This is a genomic window from Serratia sp. N21D137 (assembly GCF_047530005.1).
Lineage (GTDB): Bacteria > Pseudomonadota > Gammaproteobacteria > Enterobacterales > Enterobacteriaceae > Chania > Chania fonticola_B.
Window position 1 is genome coordinate 108,080 of record NZ_JBLJAJ010000014.1, and the last position, 16,450, is coordinate 124,529.

A 16,450-nucleotide genomic window follows, 5' to 3' on the forward strand; every position below is an offset into this window, starting at 1 on the left:
TTTCGCCATGTACGCCATTACCCTACGCCAGATTGAGATTTTCCACGCGGTGATGACCACCGGCAATCTGACCGAGGCGGCGGCGCTGCTGCAAACTTCACAACCGACCGTCAGCCGCGAACTGGCCCGCTTCGAGAAGCTGATCCAGCTGCAACTGTTTGACCGCGTACGTGGCCGTCTTTACCCCACAGTGCAAGGTTTGCGGCTGTTTGAAGAAGTGCAGCGTTCTTATTACGGCCTGGATCGCATCAAGAATGCAGCGGCAGGTATCCGGCAATTCCAGCAGGCGCAGCTTTCCATTGCCTGTCTGCCGGTGTTTTCCCAATCGCTGCTGCCTGCCGTGTGCAAACCTTTTGTCGATCGTTACCCGGAAGTGAGCTTCAGCGTGATCCCACAGGAGTCACCGTTGTTGGAAGAGTGGCTTTCGGCACAGCGCCACGATCTGGGCCTGACGGAGAATATCCTGACGCCCGCTGGCACCGAGCGCATGACGCTGATGACGATGAATGAGGTGTGTGTGCTGCCTGCGGGGCACCCAATGCTTGCGAAAAGTACGCTGACGCCGCAGGATTTCAACGCAGAAAACTTTATCAGCCTGTCGAGCACCGACAGCTATCGGCAACTGCTGGATGCATTGTTTCATGAGCAAGGCATCGAGCGCAGGATGGTGATGGAGACCCATAGCGCCGCCTCGGTGTGTGCGATGGTCAAGGCCGGAGTCGGCATATCGATCGTCAACCCACTGACCGCGTTGGATTACGCCAATAATGGCGTTCATGTGCGGCCCTTCAGCGTCGAGGTGCCGTTTACCGTGAGCCTGATCCGCCCACTGCACCGCCCCTCTTCCGCGCTGGTCACCGCCTTTGTGCAGCATTTGCAGCAGCAGGCGCAACAGTTGCCCGCCCGCCTGGCTTCGGTGATCCAGCGCTAGCGTAGCGTGGCACGCCAGCCAGGATCGGTGGCAAACCATTCCACCAGGAAGTCCAGCATGGTTCGCAACGTGGCGGGCATTTGGCGGCGCGAAGTGTAAATGCCGTAGATCCCCATCGTTTGTGACAGATACCCCGGTAACAGTTCCACCAACTCCCCCTTTGCCAACAGTGGCGCAGCGGAATAGTAAGGCTGCATGGAAATCCCTACTCCTTGCAGCGTTCCTGCCAACAGCACCACCGACTCGTTGGCGCTGAGGTTACCGCTGACTGCCACCGCCGACTTCACACCCTGCTCATCAAAGTGCCACAGGCTTTTACCAAAGTAGGAGTAGGTCAGGCAGTTGTGCAGGGCTAAATCCTGCGGGTGGCGCGGGGTGCCATGAGCGGCCAGATAGGCTGGAGATGCGCAGATCACCGAAGCGCAGTTGGAAAGGGGTCGTGCAATCAGATTAGGATCCAGTTCATTGGTGATGCGTAACGCCAGATCGATCCGCTCCTCCACCAGATTGACCGCTCGGTTATTCATTTGCAAATCCACCGCAACCTGAGGATGGCGCTTCAGATACTGTGCCACAGCCCCTACCAACGCCGTTTGGCCAAGCGATTGCGAGCAACTGATGCGCAGCAGGCCACGTAAATCGTCACTCTGTTCGTTTTCCACCAGATCGATATCTTTCGCTACTGCCAGCATTTGGCGGCAACGTTCCAAAGTGCGCTCCCCGGCATCGGTCAGGCTGAGCCTACGCGTAGTTCGGTGCAGCAGCCGTGCGCCAGCCCATTGTTCCATCTGCGCCAGATAGCGCGTCACCATAGCCCGCGATATAGCCAAGGTATCCGCTGCCGCAATCATGCTGCCGCGTTCGACGATAGTGACAAAAACTTCTGCAGCGGTGATGCGATCCATGATTCGCTCGATTTGCGCAATGAATAATTGCTTATTATCCGGTTTTTCTCTCGTTCTATGCAACCTATCATCTGGCCAACGACAACAAATACCTAAAAGGCACCTGCACATGTTTAAGAAATCATTACTGACCCTGGCCGTAACCGGCTTCGTTTCATTCAGCACCTTCGCCAATGCGGCTAATACGTTGACCCTGGAAGTGTATAACCCTGGCGAAAAGAGCGTATTCCCGGTCTCCTCCGAGATTGTCAGCGGCCCACACGAAGTGGCGCTGATCGATGCCCAATTCCAGCGTAACGACGCGCAGGAACTGGTGAAAAAGATCAAGGCCACCGGTAAGAAGCTGACCACGGTCTACATCAGCCATTCGGATCCGGATTTCTATTTCGGCCTGGACGTGATCAAAGCCGCCTTCCCAGAAGCAACTATCATTGCTTCACCGGAAACGATCAAAGCGATCAATGCGACCCAGGCAGGTAAACTCGCCTATTGGGGCCCCATCCTGAAGGAGAATGCACCGAAAACCGTGATCGTGCCGCAGCCGTTGCAGGGCAGCAGCTTTAGCATCGATGGCCAGCAGGTCGAAGTGAAAGGCCTCAATGGCCCAACGCCAGACCGCACCTTTGTGTGGATCCCATCGTTGAAAGCCGTGGTGGGTGGCGTGCCGGTAGCCGGTGACAATATTCATCCGTGGATTGCGGATAATCAGACCGTCGAGTCACGCGCTCATTGGCAGCAAACGCTGGAAAGCATCAAGGCGCTGAAACCGCAGGTAGTGGTTCCGGGGCACTTCCTGCCGGGAGCGGCGCAAACGCTGGAGTCGGTGACCTTTACCCACAATTACCTGACCACGCTGGAAAGCGAGTTGCCAAAAACCAAGAACTCCGCGGAACTGATCGCGGCCATGCAGCAGCACTATCCAAAGCTGCAAGATAGTTCTAGCCTGGAACTGAGCGCCAAAGTGCTGAAAGGCGAAATGAAGTGGCCGCAGTAAAGCGGTAGGAGCAAAAACATGACGACCCTGCATTACATTTTCGATCCGCTGTGCGGCTGGTGTTACGGTGCAGCACCGCTGGCCAAGGCTGCCCAGGCTATTCCGGGCCTGACCGTTGCCCTGCACGCCGGTGGCATGATGACCGGCAATGCCCGCCGAACCATCAACGAGGAATGGCGCAATTACGTGATGCCCCATGATAAACGGATTGCCGAGCTAACCGGCCAGCCCTTCGGCGACGGCTACTTCAACGGACTGCTGCGTGACACCACGGCGGTGATGGACTCTGAGCCACCGATCGTCGCGATCCTGGCCGCTGAACAACTCGCCGGAAAGGGCCTGGATATGCTGCACCGCATTCAGGAAGCTCACTACCGGGAAGGGCAACGTATTGCCGATACGCCGGTGTTGGAAGCGCTGGCGAGTGAGTTGGGCCTGGATCCTGCTGCCTTTATTGCCGAGATGCGTTTGAACAGCGGCGCGCCAACGGCACAGCATATTGCCGACAGCCGCGCCCTGCTTGCCAAAGTCCGAGGGCATGGCTTCCCGACCTTTGCCCTGGAGGATACTCAAGGGCGGCTATCCCAGATCCCCATGCAGGAGTATTTGGGGAATGTTGAAGGCTGGAAAGCCTTGCTGAAAGATGCCGTGAAATAAATCTGTCGGGGCGAGCACTGTTCGCCCCGGACATAGTTGTAACAATTTCATTTTATGTTGTGATTTGCCGCCGCGCCAAAGACGCCCTCGCCTTACGCTACTCAACGTTTCTTGCGCTCGTTTTATCTCCGCTGTATTGCAAATAATGAGCCACGTCAAAACTGCTTACATGTGGCGGTTTGTTTGTTACCAGCCTCGTGCCCATGCTAGAAGAAAACGATACCTTCTGGATTTTCATGAACACGAGCACCACACAAAAACGGGCCGTCTGGCAGTTGATCAAACCCTTTTGGGTTTCGGAAGAAAAATGGCGCGCCTGGGCGATGCTGATCGCCATCGTTGGCCTATCCCTGGGGCTGGTCTATATCAGCGTGCTGATCAACCAGTGGAACCAAGTGTTCTATGATGCCCTGCAGAATAAAAACTACCCGGTATTCAAAGCCCAACTGTGGCGCTTTACCTATCTGGCGTTGGCTTTCATCGTGCTGGCGGTCTACAAGATCTATCTGACCCAGGGCCTACAGATGCGCTGGCGGCGCTGGATGACGGAAAAATTTATGGGCAAGTGGCTGGCGCATCAGGCCTATTACCATACCGAACAGCAGCAGATTATCGATAACCCCGACCAACGTATCTCCGACGATCTCAACGTCCTGACCCAGTACACCTTATCTTTGTCGCTCGGCCTGCTCTCCAGCCTGGTGACGCTCTGTTCGTTTATTACCATTCTCTGGCATATCAGCGGGCCGATGACCTTTGTGATCGCCCAACATACCATTACCCTGCCCGGTTATATGGTGTGGTTTGCCCTGTTGTACGCGGCGCTGGGATCGTTGCTGATCTGGTGGGTCGGCAAGCCGCTGGTCATGCTCGGCTTTAATCAGGAACGTTATGAGGCGAACTTCCGTTTCGGGCTGATCCGTATCCGTGAAAATAACGATGCCATCGCGCTGTATCACGGTGAACCCCGTGAGAAGCAGCAGCTAAGTAACCGCTTTGAAGCCATCCGCAGCAACTGGTGGTCGATCATGCGTATCACCCGGCGGCTAAATATCGCCAGCAACTTCTACGGCCAGTTTGCCATTGTCTTTCCGCTGCTGGTGGCGGCACCACGCTATTTCTCCGGTGCGATCCAGATGGGCGGGCTGATGCAGATCTCCTCCGCGTTCGGCCAGGTACAAGGTTCGCTATCGTGGTTTATCGATGCGTTTTCCAATCTGGCCACCTGGAAAGCCTGCGTTAACCGTCTGGCTGGCTTTAACGCGGCGGTGGACGAGGTCCATAACCTGACGCGTGGCATCAGCCTACAACAGGAAGAGCACTCCCCGTTGACGCTGCGCAATGTTGGCCTGACACTGCCCGATGGACAGCCTCTGTTAAGTGCAGCAAGCATGACGCTGCAACGTGGCGAGCGCGTACTGGTCGTCGGCCCTTCTGGCTGTGGTAAATCCACTCTGCTGCGTGCCATTGCCGGGATCTGGCCTTACGGCTCCGGTGAGATCGGCCTGGATAATCATCTCACCACGCTGTTCCTGCCGCAGCGCAGCTATATCCCGATCGGTACGCTGCGTGAGGCCCTGAGCTATCCACATCAGGATAAAGACTACAGCGATGAACAATTGTTGAAAGTCCTGGAAAACTGCCGGCTGAAGCACCTGCAACGCTGGCTGGATACCAGCGCCAACTGGAGCCATCGGCTTTCACCGGGCGAGCAGCAGCGGTTGGCGTTTGCCCGTGCGATCCTTACCCGCCCGGATGTGCTGTTCCTGGATGAGGCCACCAGCGCGCTGGATGATGAAACCGAGCAATTGATGTATTGCCTGCTGGTTGACGAACTGCCGGAGGTCACGCTGGTCAGCGTGGCACACCGCAACAGCGTGGCGAAATATCATCAGACCTGCTGGCGTTTCAGCCGCGACGAACATGGCCCGGCCCAGATGGCGCTTAGCCCGTTGCCAATACCGAGTTAGCCTCAACATACCCCTCACCCTAACCCTCTCCCACAGGGAGAGGGAACCGATCGAGTTTAGCTGAAAGTATCGTGATTCTTCATAAGCATCGACTGATTCACCATGGCTCAGGGGTGCTCGAGGTTGCTGATATGATCTCTATACTTCCAAAAGAGCAGGGGCTATCAACTCCCTCTCCCTGTGGGAGAGGGTTGGGGTGAGGGTCAAATCCCATCAGCCTCGGCGTTGGCGCATTTCACCTTACGCCGTTCATGCCACAGGCTGGTCAAGCCGCGTTTACCGCAGGCCAGCGCCATGTCGCGAAACTCGATCAGGCTCAGCCCTTCGCGCTCCAGCATCATTTCGGCAGCCAACTGCATATTCACCCCGGTCAACACCTCACAGTTGCCATGCACATCGGCCAACTCGCAGGCACTACGGAAAGGCGATCCCCCCAGCATATCAGTAAGGAAAACTACGCCGTCCGCTTGTTCTACCGCTTGCAGCGCCGCACTCAATGCCACTTTCAACTCCGCCGTCCCCATATGGACCGGGAAGTCCACCGCGATACAGGCAGGCTGTTCCCCTACCACCTGCTCTACCGCTTGTAGCAGGCCACTGGCGAAGCCGCCGTGGCCGGTAATGACAATTCCTGGCATGTTCTCTACCTCACAGCAAACCAATAAATTTACCCACTACGCCAATCACCACCGTCACACCGATCAGTTTCACCGGTGAGAAACCGCGCTTCATCAGGAAGAACACCAGCAACGTGAAACACAGCGGCAACAGGTTGGGCATCAACTTATCAAGCACGTCCGTTTGCAACGCTACGGTGGCCTTACCGGCATGCATGATCAGCGGCGTAGAAAGATGTACATAAGAAGCCACCAGCGCCCCGATGACCGTCATGCCCACGATCGACGCCGCATGGGATATTCGTTTGGTATGGGTTTTCAACAGCGTCAGCGCACTGGTGCCCGCCTGATAGCCATAGTGCGCCAGCCCAAAACGTAGCCCGAAATGGAACACGTTGAACAACAGCAGGAACACTATCGGCCCAAACAGGCTGCCTTCCAGCGCCAGAGATGCCCCGATGCCCGCACAAATCGGTAACAGCGTCAGCCAGAATAGCGCATCGCCAATGCCTCCCAGCGGCCCCATCAGCGCCACCTTCACCGCTCGAATGGTGGAGACTTTCTCCTTGTTTTGCTCCATCGCCAGCACCAGCCCCGAAAGGAAGGTAACGTCGAAGGGATGCACGTTGATAAACTCCATATGCATTTTCATCGAATTCGCCAGATCCTGAGGATTGCGATGGATCTTGCGCAAACCTGGGATCAGGGTATACAGCCAACCACCGGCCTGCATACGTTCATAGTTGAACGATGCCTGCAGCAGTAGCGAGCGCCAGGCCATGCGGTTAATATCGCTACGCGTCAGCGCTTGCGCTGGCTGGCTATCAACATAGTCATCCTGCTCTACCTGGCTGGTGGCCAATGCCTGTTCCAGGCGTTTTGCTGCCTTTTGCGCCAGCAGATCGTCAGAATCATCAAATGCCATCTTCGGCGTCCTCCGGTTGAACAGGCTTTCTGGTCATGTCCGCATCTGCCCGTTGACTGTTAAAGAAATCGATCAGCGCAATCGCCAATGCCCCCAGCGCCACCGCCAGGATCGGCAGCTTAAGGAACGTCACCGAAATAAAGCCGAGGATGAAATACGCCACGTAGGTTTTCTTCATCATCACTTTCATCAGCAGTGAGAAGCCGATCGCTGGCATCATGCCCCCCGCCACCGCCAACCCATCCAGCAGCCAGGTCGGCGCTTTCTGCACCATGGCGCTGGCCGCATCGGCACCGAAATAGATCGGCAAAAACGCCACCACGAAGTAGAAAACAAACAGGATGCTGATGCCGAGGTAGTTCACCCGCTCAACGCCGCGCCAGTTCAGCTCCTGCACCATGCGATCGCAGCGGTGCATCATGGGTGAAAATGCGGTGAACAGCAGCGTGATGCAGCCCTGTACCGCAATAGCGAACGGTACCGCCACGCCAATGGCTACTTTGGGATCGGCCTTGGTGAGGATGGCAAACGCCGTACCGACCACCCCGCCGATAACCACGTTAGGCGGCTGCGCACCGGCCAGTGGCACCATGCCCATCCATACCAGTTCCAGCGTCCCGCCCACCAGCAAGCCGGTGGTGACATCCCCCAGGATCAGGCCAACCAGCGGCCCCATCACTACCGGGCGGTGGAAGTGGGTCAGGCCGTCGAACAGGTCGACCCCGGCCAGCCCCGCCAGCAATGCAATCAATAACGCGTCAGTTAACATGCTTCCCCCTGCGCTCAAGCGAGCAGTTTGCCTATCGCTTCACCGGCTTCATCCGGCACCCGGCGCACCTCGCAGGCTACGCCCAACGCCGCCAGCTCACGAAAGGCGGCAATGTCATCGTCATCTACCGAGACCGTCTTGTGGATTTGCCGTTTCCCTGCGGCGAAGTGCATATTGCCAACGTTGACGAAGGTGATGGGCACCCCGCCCTGCACCAGCGTCAATACGTCCTGCGGCGTTTTACACACCAGAAAAATCTTCTGCCGATCCGCCGCCTTATGGATCACGTCGATGGTTTTTTGCAAGGTGAAGTAACGGGTCTGCACGCCTTCGGCTACCACCATATCCATCAGGTTTTGCTGTACCGGATCGGCGGCGGCGTCATCGTTGGCCACTACCACCAGATTGGCTCCCAGCGTATTGGTCCAGGTCACCCCGACCTGGCCATGCACCAGGCGATTATCGATACGGGTCATCAGAATATTGGGCATATCAGCGCACCTCCGGGTAACAGGCTGAGTGGTAGTCGTCGAGCACCTGGGTAATTTTGTGGATCACCCAATCTTGCGGATCCTGGCTCAGCTCACCGGCATTTAAGGCCCGTGCCTGATCGGGTAAATACTGGCTGAGCAAGGCCAGCGGGATTGGGTTACTCCGTAGATTGTCCATCAACGCATCCACGGCCTGCTGGACCTGTGGCTGCGGCCAGTAATAGCGCACGCGATCGCTCAGGCTGTAGTGCCGGTCCAGATACTGTTGATGCGGGCTGCCGTGATAATAGCGGCTCCACTGCTGCGGCTGTTCACGCATCACCTGCTCAAGCGTGGCACACAGCTGGGCTGAACAATGCTCCCCCAACCATTCACGTTCGATCCGATCGAGGGCAAACAGCGCCTCACGCAGCGCAAAGGTGAGTGCCGGGCCGACTTTCAGAATGGCGAAATGGTCACGCACCAGTTGCGAATAAGCCTTCGGTGCCTGGTAGTCGGTCGAATGGGCCTCATACAGCAACCCCGGTTGGCGTTCGATAAAGCGGCTCAATTCCTGCGCCGCCTGCGGTTGGTAATGTTCGACGCTGTGATGGTCGAACTCGACGCCGGGTTGCACTACCAAGGCGATCACTCGTGACCAGGCGCTGCTCAGCTCTGCCTGCTGCCAGGCATGACGGTGCGCCTCTAACGTGGCGGAGACTGCCTGTGGCGTAGTCACCTGGATGCCTTGCAGCGTTTCCTGCGCACCGCCTGGCACCGGTACTTCGGTTCCGATCACATATACCGGAGCTTCACCACCCGCTTGCTGCCAGGCTCGCTCTGCCACCGCGCAAAGACACGCCGCACGCTGCGCCACCACTTCATCACCCAACGGGGTGGGATCGTCAGCGCAGGACATGGAGCAGTCGAGGTGGATCTTGCGAAATCCGGCGCGCACATAGTCGTCAATCAGGGTTTCGGATAGCGCCATCGCCTCTTGTGCCGGGCGGTCTTGCCAGGCGTTGGGGCCAAGATGATCGCCCCCCAGCCAAATAGCGCTCCTTGGTAACCCGATGTCATCCGCCATCTGCCACAGCGCATCACGAAACTGTGCGGCGGTCTGGCCGGTGTAGCCGCCAAACTGGTTAACCTGGTTTGACGTCGCTTCGATCAATACCGGCGTGCCACGTGCCTTTGCCTGCCGCAAGGCGGCCTGCAATACCCAAGGATGCGCGGAGCAAACGGAAAATATCCCCACCGGCTGGCCGGCCTTGTGCTGTGCTACCAGTTGTAACCACTGCTGCATGAATCCCCCATGAGGGCGCCCTACTCGCGATCGGCTATCACCACATCTACGCCTAAATCGCTGAGCGCCTGCTGATAATCTTGTGGAAGACGGCTATCTGTGATCAGCCGATGAATTTGCCCGACTTCGCGGATCATGCAAAAGCTCTTGCGACCAAACTTGCTGGCATCCGCTACCGCGATTATTTCGCGCGCCACCTCGCACATCACACGATTGAGGTGTGCCTCACCGGGGTGAGGCGTAGTGATCCCCGCAACCAGATCGAAACCGTCGACGCCTAGAAACAGTTTGTCAAAGCGGTACTGGCGCAATTGCTGCTCGGCAGCCGGGCCATAGAGCGAATAGGAGTTCTGCCGGACGCTCCCTCCCAATACCATCACTTCCACCCCGTCGTAACCTGAAAGCTCATAGGCAATGTTCAGCGCATTGGTCATCACCACCAGATCGCGGCGCGGTTTCAACCAGGGCACGATCTGGGCCGTGGTGGAACCGGAGTCCAGGATCAGTGCATCACCGTCACGCACGTAGCTTGCCGCTCGGCAGGCAATCTGTGATTTCACATCGCGGTTCAAGCGCCCTTTGTCATGTAACGGGCGATCGAAGGCAAACTGCTGGTTGAGCATCGCCCCGCCATAGGCACGCAGCGCACAGCCTTTACGTTCCAGAAAGCGCAGATCGTTGCGGATCGTCACCGTGGAAACAGCAAACTGTTTGCTGAGCTGTTCCACCCGTACGCTTCCGTGCTCGCAGAGCAAATCGATAATGTGTTCACGTCGTTTAGCGGTGTTCACTGGCATGAGCAATAGGTCCTCAGGTTTCCGGTTTTGGCCGGGAGATGATGGCTTTCGCTCTACTGCGGCGGTATTACAACAAAGCGAAAGCAATGAAATTGTGATCGGGGTTACAGGGCAGTTTTAGCAGCAAATGGGGGTAAAAAGCTTTCGAATCGAAATGAAATGAAACTATTTCCTCGGCGGGCGCGAGAAAAGTGAAATCTGCCGCAGGCCGATAGGGCGGCAGGTTAAGAGTATGTGAAAAATAGCACAGTGAAAGCGGCTTTGGCGGGCAGCAGTGAAAAGGCTTTTCTTTCCTTAGGTGATCAACATCACAAAACTGTTAATTGGCTCAGTTAAGCCAACCGACACCCAGGTGGGTCACCAGACCGACAATCACCAAAATCACGATCACGGCGATGGTGTAAAGCACAATACGGCGGGGGCTGTAGAAAGAAGACATGGCGATTCCTCACAATAGGTTTACTGCCGTTACTATCCGTTATGGCGGGCAATGCTGCCAGCAAAAGTTTCCCTCGCGTTGATCAAAGTCACCTGGTGGGTGCCAAGCGCAGCTTCCTTAACCTCTTGTCAGGCGGGGAGATCTTTCCTAAACTGGCGCGTAGATACTGGCAGCCCTGCCTGTACGTAAGCGTTAACGTCAATCAACGCATCTCGTCATGCAGTAATGATTGGCTGCATGCCTGATGCGAGGATCTCATGCCCCAACCCGAACCATCCGCAAATTGTGTTGTTAAACGCAGTCGTTTGACGCGTTTCTTATTGCTGGCCGGCATCATGCTGGTGGCGGCTAACCTGCGCGCTCCTTTAACCAGCGTAGGCCCGTTACTGGAACAGATCCAGCGCCAACTGATGCTTTCTGCCACCGCTGCCGGGTTACTCAACTCCCTGCCGCTGATCCTGTTTGCGGTGTTATCGCCATTAACGCCGTCGCTGGCCAAGCGCATCGGAATTGAGCGCACCCTTGGGCTGGCACTGGCGCTGCTGGTCGCCGGGATCGTGCTGCGTTCACAACCGTGGGATGGCATGCTGTGGTTGGGCACGGTGCTGATAGGCGCGGCCATCGCCTTTGCCAACGTGGTATTACCCACGCTGGTAAAACGCGATTTTCCTCATCGGGCGGCGGTGATGATCAGTACCTATGCGGCCGTGATGTCACTGGTGGCCGCTATCGCCTCCGGCATGGCGGTACCGTTAGCGGCATTCAACGATAACGGCTGGCGTTTTTCACTGCTGTGCTGGAGCCTGCCGGCGCTTATCGCGCTGGCGATCTGGCTACCCCAACTGAAGCGCAAGCCCACCCCTGTTACCCGAACCGGCACGCCGGTAGCGACAGAAACCTTTCGTTCCCCCTGGAGCAGTGCCCTGGGATGGCAAGTTGCCTTGTTCATGGGGCTGCAATCCATCACCTTCTACACCATTATCGGTTGGTTCAGCGCCTTTGCCGCCAGCCACGGCACCTCACCGCAGCAGGCGGGCTTCGAGCTGTTTGTTTATCAGATCGTGGCGATTGCCGCCAACTTTGTGATGGTGTTTGCACTGCCGCGCGCGCGCGACCAGCGGGGGATCGCACTGGTCAGTTCGCTGTTGATCTTTATTGGCGTCGGCGGATTGCTGTTGCTGCCTGCCTACTCCCTTATCTGGCTGATATTTGCCGGGCTGGGGGCGGGGAGTTCGTTGGTGCTGGCGCTGTCCTTCTTTGGTCTGCGCAGCCAGCACCATCATCAGGCAACGGTGCTGTCAGGGATGGCTCAGTCCATCGGCTATCTGCTGGCCGCACTGGGGCCGACCTTGTTTGGCCTGGTGCATGATTTGACGCAAGGCTGGACGGTGCCGTTGACGATTTTGCTAGGGTTAACGCTGCTGCAGATGCTGTTCGGCATCTTGGCCGGGCGTCGCAAGATTATCGGCTGAACCAGGTACGGCATGATCTTCCCCCAGCCAAAGATCTTCGATAAAGCGCTGTTGCCGCTCATTGAGTTGCCAGGATGGCGGAAATCTTAGCGTTTCCGCTAGTGGGACCTCTGTGGTGGGAATGAGTGATTGATTGTCCATTGGCGCGTTCCTGCTCCCCTGACTACCCTGTTGGCAATTGAAATCGGTACCACGAGCGCAATACCATGTACCGTTTTCCCCAAGACACAGAGTAAATCATTGGCGGCGATTTTGATTATCGATATAAACAATCACTCAACTAGCCTAAACCTATGAGGCGACAGATCCCCCTCAACCGGCTCACTATGTCGGGGCGAATATTAGCGCCCCGACAAATTAAGCAATTCAATCAAGCTGGCTGACGGAGTCCTGGCTCGCCTGATGGCGCTCATCCCCAATCAGTTCGCTCAGATGGCCATCTCGCATTTGCAACAGGCGATCCGCATGTTCAAAGTAATGGTCGTCATGGCTGATGGCAAACACGGTTTTTCCCATTTCGCGCAGCTGAGGCAGTAACTCGCGGTAGAAAGTACGGCGGAACTGGGGATCCTGATCCGCCGCCCACTCATCCAGCAGTAAAATATCCCGCTTTTCAGCCACCGCCAGCAACAGGGCCAGGCGCTTGCGCTGCCCTTGTGACAGTTGCGGATTGGTGACGCGCGTACCGTCGAACTCCAATTTGCTTTTCATTTTCAGGCGCTGCAACCAGGTTTCCACCAGTGCGGCGTCCGGCTGTTCCCCTTGCGGCCCCAACAGATGGTGAAACTGGTAGAAATCCGTAAAGATGGCAGAGAACAGGCGGCGATAATCTTCACGATCGGCGACCGTAATCGGTTGGCCATCCAGCAGGATCTGCCCACTAACGGGCACATACAGCCCGGTGAGCAGCATGGCCAGCGTCGATTTACCGCTGCCGTTGCCGCCAATCAGGAATACCAGTTCGCCCCGCCGTAACGTCAAATTGATCGGCCCAACCGCAAACCCTGATTGCTGTTCGCCCGCCGCATAGTGGAATGCCACGTCGCGCAGTTCCAGCGTTTGCCACGTACGAGCCTGTGGAGCCGGAAATGCCGGATCATAGTCCGCCAGTTTGAGCGCCTTCACTTTATTGAAGGCCACTTCGGCCGCAATCAGCGTCGGGAATGCCCCAACCGCCTGTAATAAGGGGGTACGCAGGAACAGTAAGGTCAGGGAATAGGTCGCCGCTATCGTGGTGTTCGCCCAACCCAAGCTGTTCGCCATATAGAACACCAGACCGATGGCGCCCAGCATCATGATATTTGACCAGTTCACGGCGCTAAGGTGGAAGGTATCTGCACGGATAATATGATAACGGTAGTCACCGGCATCGGGCTCGTAAGCCTGCTGGAATAACATTTTTGCCCGATCGCGGTTCAGCGCCAATTCTTTGCGCCCGTCGATCGCCGCTTGATAATGCAGATAGAGCCGCTCTTCCGCTTCGCGCACGCTGCTCAGGTGGCTATAAACCCGCGAGACCAGATACCAACTTCCCAAAATGGTGATCGTCACCCATATCGCGGTCACACCCAGCATGGCAGGCGACAGCCAGCCCAGATAGGCAGCCGATCCCAGGGTCAGGATCACCCCCTGAACCAACTCCGGTAGGCGGACAAAAGCAATGGTGATATTGCGAATATCGCTCGACAGGCTAGCCAACAGTGAGGCACTGCCCAACTGCTCCAACCGTTCAATATGGGTATCCAATATGCGCTTTACCAGTTGGCCACGCAGCCGATAAACAAAATAGTGCCCCAAAGTGGTCAACGCCAACTGAGAACCGAGCGTAACAGCCATCAGCAGGGCCAACAGGCCGAGAAACTGCGGCAACACCACTAGCGGGTTACCCGCCGCCCCCATCAGTTGCACGTTAATAAATGCAATGATGCCAATCCCCAACGCCGCACTGGCCATGGTTAACGCCATTACCGCCAGAAACGGCCAGCGATACTGCTGGAACACCACCCGTAACAACTCCATCAGAAACCCTATTCAAAAATCATGCACTGGCGGGCATTGTAGTGGGCGAAAGCGTGATATCAATAACAATTCTCATTTTGTTGGGCAGGCAGATGCTGGCCCTGGCCTGCCCGTGCAGGCCAAACGCGGGGCGATAACTAAAGCAAATATAGAGCAAGCAGCTGTTTGTCTAGCTAAAAACATTATTAACACAATAATAAAAATCTCAAAAATAGGTATAAACCCAAATATGTTCAAGTCTATTTAGATAAACAACTAACCTGTTAGATTAGAGGGTTATTTATAAACACACCTTTTTCAAACCCATCAATCCGGGTTTCCTGATGATCAAGTGAGTTGATTTTTTCTTAATAAATAACCATTAACCCCGCTTCAAACCTAGTAATAAGATAATGCCGCAGGATTAATGCCGCAGTAACACAGCTATTTTGTTTGCTGATAAGGGTATTCAATGTTTAAATGAATAAACACCCGTCATATTTGCTTTATTTAACTTAGGGATAGAGAATGACAAAACGCAAATATCTCAGCCATATTGAAATTGAGAGAATGATCTCCGCCGTCCCGGACGGTGCCAACGGTTGCCGCGATCGCTGTATGCTGTTGATGTGCTTTATTCATGGGTTACGCGTCAGTGAACTACGGGGGCTACGGCTGGAAGATATTGACCTGGCCACCAACCGCTTACACGTATCGCGCCTAAAGAACGGTTTTTCGGTCCAGCATCCTATTCAAATCCGTGAGCGTATCGCACTGGGCCGTTGGCTGGCAAAACGCCCAAGCTATCTGGAACCTGATAGCCCCTGGCTGTTTCTTTCTCGTCACGGTGGGCAAATTTCACGCCAACAACTTTACCGATTAATAAAGTCCTACGGTGAATTAGCCGGTATCGACGTCCAAGTCCATCCCCATATGCTCCGCCACTCCTGCGGCTATGCCCTGGCAGATAGAGGGATCGACACCAGGCTCATTCAAGATTACCTGGGCCATCGCAACATTCAGAACACCGTTATTTATACTGCCAGCAATGTTGAACGCTTTCGGGTAATACATATTTAACCCAACGCAGGCCACCGATTCAAACTGGCACTACATTTTTTACTTCGCAGATGTCGTTATCTGTGCAACAGCCAATATTCTTACGCTATATATCATAGTCGATCACGGTGGGCGTGATGCCCCGCCATACTTGATGACAGCAAGGCGGGGCAACGATTTCTAACCATCAATCGGCAAACTGCTGGCTAATGTTTTTTCTCAGCGAGAACAGCTCGCTGTCGTTTTTAACCTGTAGTTTGCGCATGGCATTACATTTGTGCGCGCTGATGGTCTTGATGCTGCGTTGTTGCAATTCAGCAATTTCCCGCAGGCTCATCCCGTTAAACAAGAACGACAGGACATCATTTTCGCAGCGGGTCAGATGATGCAGGCTTGAAGCATCTTCAGGATCGCTACGCGCCAGATAAGAGCCGATCAACGGGCTCAATACGCGCTCACCGTTAAATACCCGGTGAAAGAACTCCCCGACCAGCGGCAATTCATCCCCACGGGATACCACGCTGATATTGGCCACATCAAGCAGCTTACACAGGTCCTCCCCTGTCTGGCTGCGGGTGTAAACAATAACCCGTAACTCAGGCTGCTGCGCACACAAATTAAGTAGAACTTCACGGCACTGGGCAATGGTTTCATTCAGGCCATTAAGTTCGGTGATGAGAATATCGACGGGTTGGTACAGCAACCTTTCGGCAACCGCAGCCATGCTGGTTTCCTGCACGATAATCTCATTGGCGACGTTAAGCGTCTCAAGGAAACAAGACAGCCCAGTAAGTGTGAGTGGGCTGCGATCCATTAACGCCAAGCCAAACGGCTTTTGTGACAACGGTTGCATAGACGACTCCTGTATAAAAATCTCGTTGATCCCATCCCAGAGAATTAATGCATCGCGGTATCAAGGGTTAGCGGGCAAACACCGGGCCGGTCTTTGCCATCCACTTGCCTTGCAAATAAAGTTCGCCATCATTCTGAAAGCCGAACTTATGCATAGCATTAGCCCCATTCCCACTCGAAACGCAACAAAGTGACCCACTGGCCAGACCCGGATAAAATCACCGCTCTGGCCCTACTGGAGAGCCTGTTGCATGCAGGGAAAACATCTGACTCAGAAAGAGCGGTTCTA

At 55.5% G+C, this 16,450-nt stretch carries 15 protein-coding genes; 6 read left to right on the forward strand and 9 right to left on the reverse strand.

Annotated features, from left to right (window positions below):
• Nucleotides 1-7: 7 nt before the first annotated feature.
• Entirely contained in the window at nucleotides 8-931 is a 924-nt protein-coding gene (locus tag ACMV5H_RS13265) for a LysR family transcriptional regulator (RefSeq protein WP_179253231.1), read from the forward strand.
• Here the strand turns inward: ACMV5H_RS13265 and ACMV5H_RS13270 are convergent.
• Complete coding sequence (locus ACMV5H_RS13270; protein ID WP_179253232.1) at nucleotides 928-1,836, reverse strand: LysR family transcriptional regulator; 909 nt, start codon at nucleotides 1,834-1,836, stop codon at nucleotides 928-930. The genes ACMV5H_RS13265 and ACMV5H_RS13270 overlap by 4 nt on opposite strands.
• Before the next feature lie 109 nt (nucleotides 1,837-1,945).
• On the opposite strand from ACMV5H_RS13270, the gene ACMV5H_RS13275 reads away from it, so the two are divergent.
• From ACMV5H_RS13275 to ACMV5H_RS13285, 3 genes are all read left to right on the forward strand, one after another.
• Nucleotides 1,946-2,830: an MBL fold metallo-hydrolase gene (locus ACMV5H_RS13275; RefSeq protein ID WP_179253233.1), complete on the forward strand. Its 885-nt coding sequence runs from the start codon at nucleotides 1,946-1,948 to the stop codon at nucleotides 2,828-2,830.
• Between the two features lie 18 nt (nucleotides 2,831-2,848).
• The gene (locus ACMV5H_RS13280; protein ID WP_414821960.1) at nucleotides 2,849-3,487 is read left to right on the forward strand and encodes a DsbA family protein; all 639 of its coding nucleotides are present in this window, start codon (nucleotides 2,849-2,851) and stop codon (nucleotides 3,485-3,487) included.
• 236 nt (nucleotides 3,488-3,723) lie between these two features.
• Nucleotides 3,724-5,457: an ABC transporter ATP-binding protein/permease gene (locus tag ACMV5H_RS13285; protein WP_414821961.1), complete on the forward strand. Its 1,734-nt coding sequence runs from the start codon at nucleotides 3,724-3,726 to the stop codon at nucleotides 5,455-5,457.
• 203 nt (nucleotides 5,458-5,660) lie between these two features.
• Here ACMV5H_RS13285 and agaF read toward each other — a convergent pair whose 3' ends face one another.
• Genes agaF through agaR form a run of 6 tightly spaced genes read right to left on the reverse strand, consistent with a single transcriptional unit; the run spans nucleotide 5,661 to nucleotide 10,341 of the window.
• Nucleotides 5,661-6,095, reverse strand: a complete 435-nt coding sequence (gene agaF / locus ACMV5H_RS13290; protein WP_115159698.1) for a PTS galactosamine/N-acetylgalactosamine transporter subunit IIA — start codon at nucleotides 6,093-6,095, stop codon at nucleotides 5,661-5,663.
• 10 nt (nucleotides 6,096-6,105) lie between these two features.
• The gene (locus ACMV5H_RS13295) at nucleotides 6,106-6,999 is read right to left on the reverse strand and encodes a PTS system mannose/fructose/sorbose family transporter subunit IID (RefSeq protein ID WP_021179851.1); all 894 of its coding nucleotides are present in this window, start codon (nucleotides 6,997-6,999) and stop codon (nucleotides 6,106-6,108) included.
• On the reverse strand, nucleotides 6,989-7,768 hold the full coding sequence (gene agaW / locus ACMV5H_RS13300) for a PTS N-acetylgalactosamine transporter subunit IIC (protein WP_115159699.1): 780 nt from the start codon (nucleotides 7,766-7,768) through the stop codon (nucleotides 6,989-6,991). The genes ACMV5H_RS13295 and agaW overlap by 11 nt, the downstream gene beginning before the upstream one ends.
• A gap of 14 nt (nucleotides 7,769-7,782) precedes the next feature.
• The gene (agaV, locus tag ACMV5H_RS13305; RefSeq protein ID WP_121607697.1) at nucleotides 7,783-8,259 is read right to left on the reverse strand and encodes a PTS N-acetylgalactosamine transporter subunit IIB; all 477 of its coding nucleotides are present in this window, start codon (nucleotides 8,257-8,259) and stop codon (nucleotides 7,783-7,785) included.
• Nucleotide 8,260: 1 nt separating this feature from the next.
• The gene (locus ACMV5H_RS13310; RefSeq protein WP_179251811.1) at nucleotides 8,261-9,544 is read right to left on the reverse strand and encodes a D-tagatose-bisphosphate aldolase, class II, non-catalytic subunit; all 1,284 of its coding nucleotides are present in this window, start codon (nucleotides 9,542-9,544) and stop codon (nucleotides 8,261-8,263) included.
• 20 nt (nucleotides 9,545-9,564) lie between these two features.
• Nucleotides 9,565-10,341: a transcriptional repressor AgaR gene (gene agaR / locus ACMV5H_RS13315; protein WP_037375671.1), complete on the reverse strand. Its 777-nt coding sequence runs from the start codon at nucleotides 10,339-10,341 to the stop codon at nucleotides 9,565-9,567.
• 696 nt (nucleotides 10,342-11,037) lie between these two features.
• Between agaR and ACMV5H_RS13320 the strand changes: the two genes are divergently transcribed.
• A complete protein-coding gene (locus tag ACMV5H_RS13320; protein ID WP_414821962.1) occupies nucleotides 11,038-12,252 on the forward strand; it encodes a CynX/NimT family MFS transporter in 1,215 nt (404 codons plus the stop codon).
• Nucleotides 12,253-12,618: 366 nt separating this feature from the next.
• On the opposite strand, the gene ACMV5H_RS13325 is transcribed toward ACMV5H_RS13320, so the two are convergent.
• Nucleotides 12,619-14,271 (reverse strand): multidrug ABC transporter permease/ATP-binding protein, encoded by a 1,653-nt coding sequence (locus tag ACMV5H_RS13325; protein ID WP_414821963.1) that lies wholly within the window; start codon nucleotides 14,269-14,271, stop codon nucleotides 12,619-12,621.
• A gap of 507 nt (nucleotides 14,272-14,778) precedes the next feature.
• On the opposite strand from ACMV5H_RS13325, the gene ACMV5H_RS13330 reads away from it, so the two are divergent.
• On the forward strand, nucleotides 14,779-15,330 hold the full coding sequence (locus tag ACMV5H_RS13330) for a tyrosine-type DNA invertase (RefSeq protein WP_021179844.1): 552 nt from the start codon (nucleotides 14,779-14,781) through the stop codon (nucleotides 15,328-15,330).
• Nucleotides 15,331-15,496: 166 nt separating this feature from the next.
• On the opposite strand, the gene ACMV5H_RS13335 is transcribed toward ACMV5H_RS13330, so the two are convergent.
• Nucleotides 15,497-16,162 (reverse strand): LuxR C-terminal-related transcriptional regulator, encoded by a 666-nt coding sequence (locus tag ACMV5H_RS13335; protein WP_414821964.1) that lies wholly within the window; start codon nucleotides 16,160-16,162, stop codon nucleotides 15,497-15,499.
• Nucleotides 16,163-16,450 lie beyond the last annotated feature (288 nt).

Bases quoted from the DNA above. Each gene is read 5' to 3' on its own strand.
- ACMV5H_RS13265 (WP_179253231.1), top strand. From the start codon at position 8: ATGTACGCCATTACCCTACGCCAGATTGAGATTTTCCACGCGGTGATG.
- ACMV5H_RS13270 (WP_179253232.1), bottom strand. From the start codon at position 1,836: ATGGATCGCATCACCGCTGCAGAAGTTTTTGTCACTATCGTCGAACGC.
- ACMV5H_RS13275 (WP_179253233.1), top strand. From the start codon at position 1,946: ATGTTTAAGAAATCATTACTGACCCTGGCCGTAACCGGCTTCGTTTCA.
- ACMV5H_RS13280 (WP_414821960.1), top strand. From the start codon at position 2,849: ATGACGACCCTGCATTACATTTTCGATCCGCTGTGCGGCTGGTGTTAC.
- ACMV5H_RS13285 (WP_414821961.1), top strand. From the start codon at position 3,724: ATGAACACGAGCACCACACAAAAACGGGCCGTCTGGCAGTTGATCAAA.
- agaF (WP_115159698.1), bottom strand. From the start codon at position 6,095: ATGCCAGGAATTGTCATTACCGGCCACGGCGGCTTCGCCAGTGGCCTG.
- ACMV5H_RS13295 (WP_021179851.1), bottom strand. From the start codon at position 6,999: ATGGCATTTGATGATTCTGACGATCTGCTGGCGCAAAAGGCAGCAAAA.
- agaW (WP_115159699.1), bottom strand. From the start codon at position 7,768: ATGTTAACTGACGCGTTATTGATTGCATTGCTGGCGGGGCTGGCCGGG.
- agaV (WP_121607697.1), bottom strand. From the start codon at position 8,259: ATGCCCAATATTCTGATGACCCGTATCGATAATCGCCTGGTGCATGGC.
- ACMV5H_RS13310 (WP_179251811.1), bottom strand. From the start codon at position 9,544: ATGCAGCAGTGGTTACAACTGGTAGCACAGCACAAGGCCGGCCAGCCG.
- agaR (WP_037375671.1), bottom strand. From the start codon at position 10,341: ATGCCAGTGAACACCGCTAAACGACGTGAACACATTATCGATTTGCTC.
- ACMV5H_RS13320 (WP_414821962.1), top strand. From the start codon at position 11,038: ATGCCCCAACCCGAACCATCCGCAAATTGTGTTGTTAAACGCAGTCGT.
- ACMV5H_RS13325 (WP_414821963.1), bottom strand. From the start codon at position 14,271: ATGGAGTTGTTACGGGTGGTGTTCCAGCAGTATCGCTGGCCGTTTCTG.
- ACMV5H_RS13330 (WP_021179844.1), top strand. From the start codon at position 14,779: ATGACAAAACGCAAATATCTCAGCCATATTGAAATTGAGAGAATGATC.
- ACMV5H_RS13335 (WP_414821964.1), bottom strand. From the start codon at position 16,162: ATGCAACCGTTGTCACAAAAGCCGTTTGGCTTGGCGTTAATGGATCGC.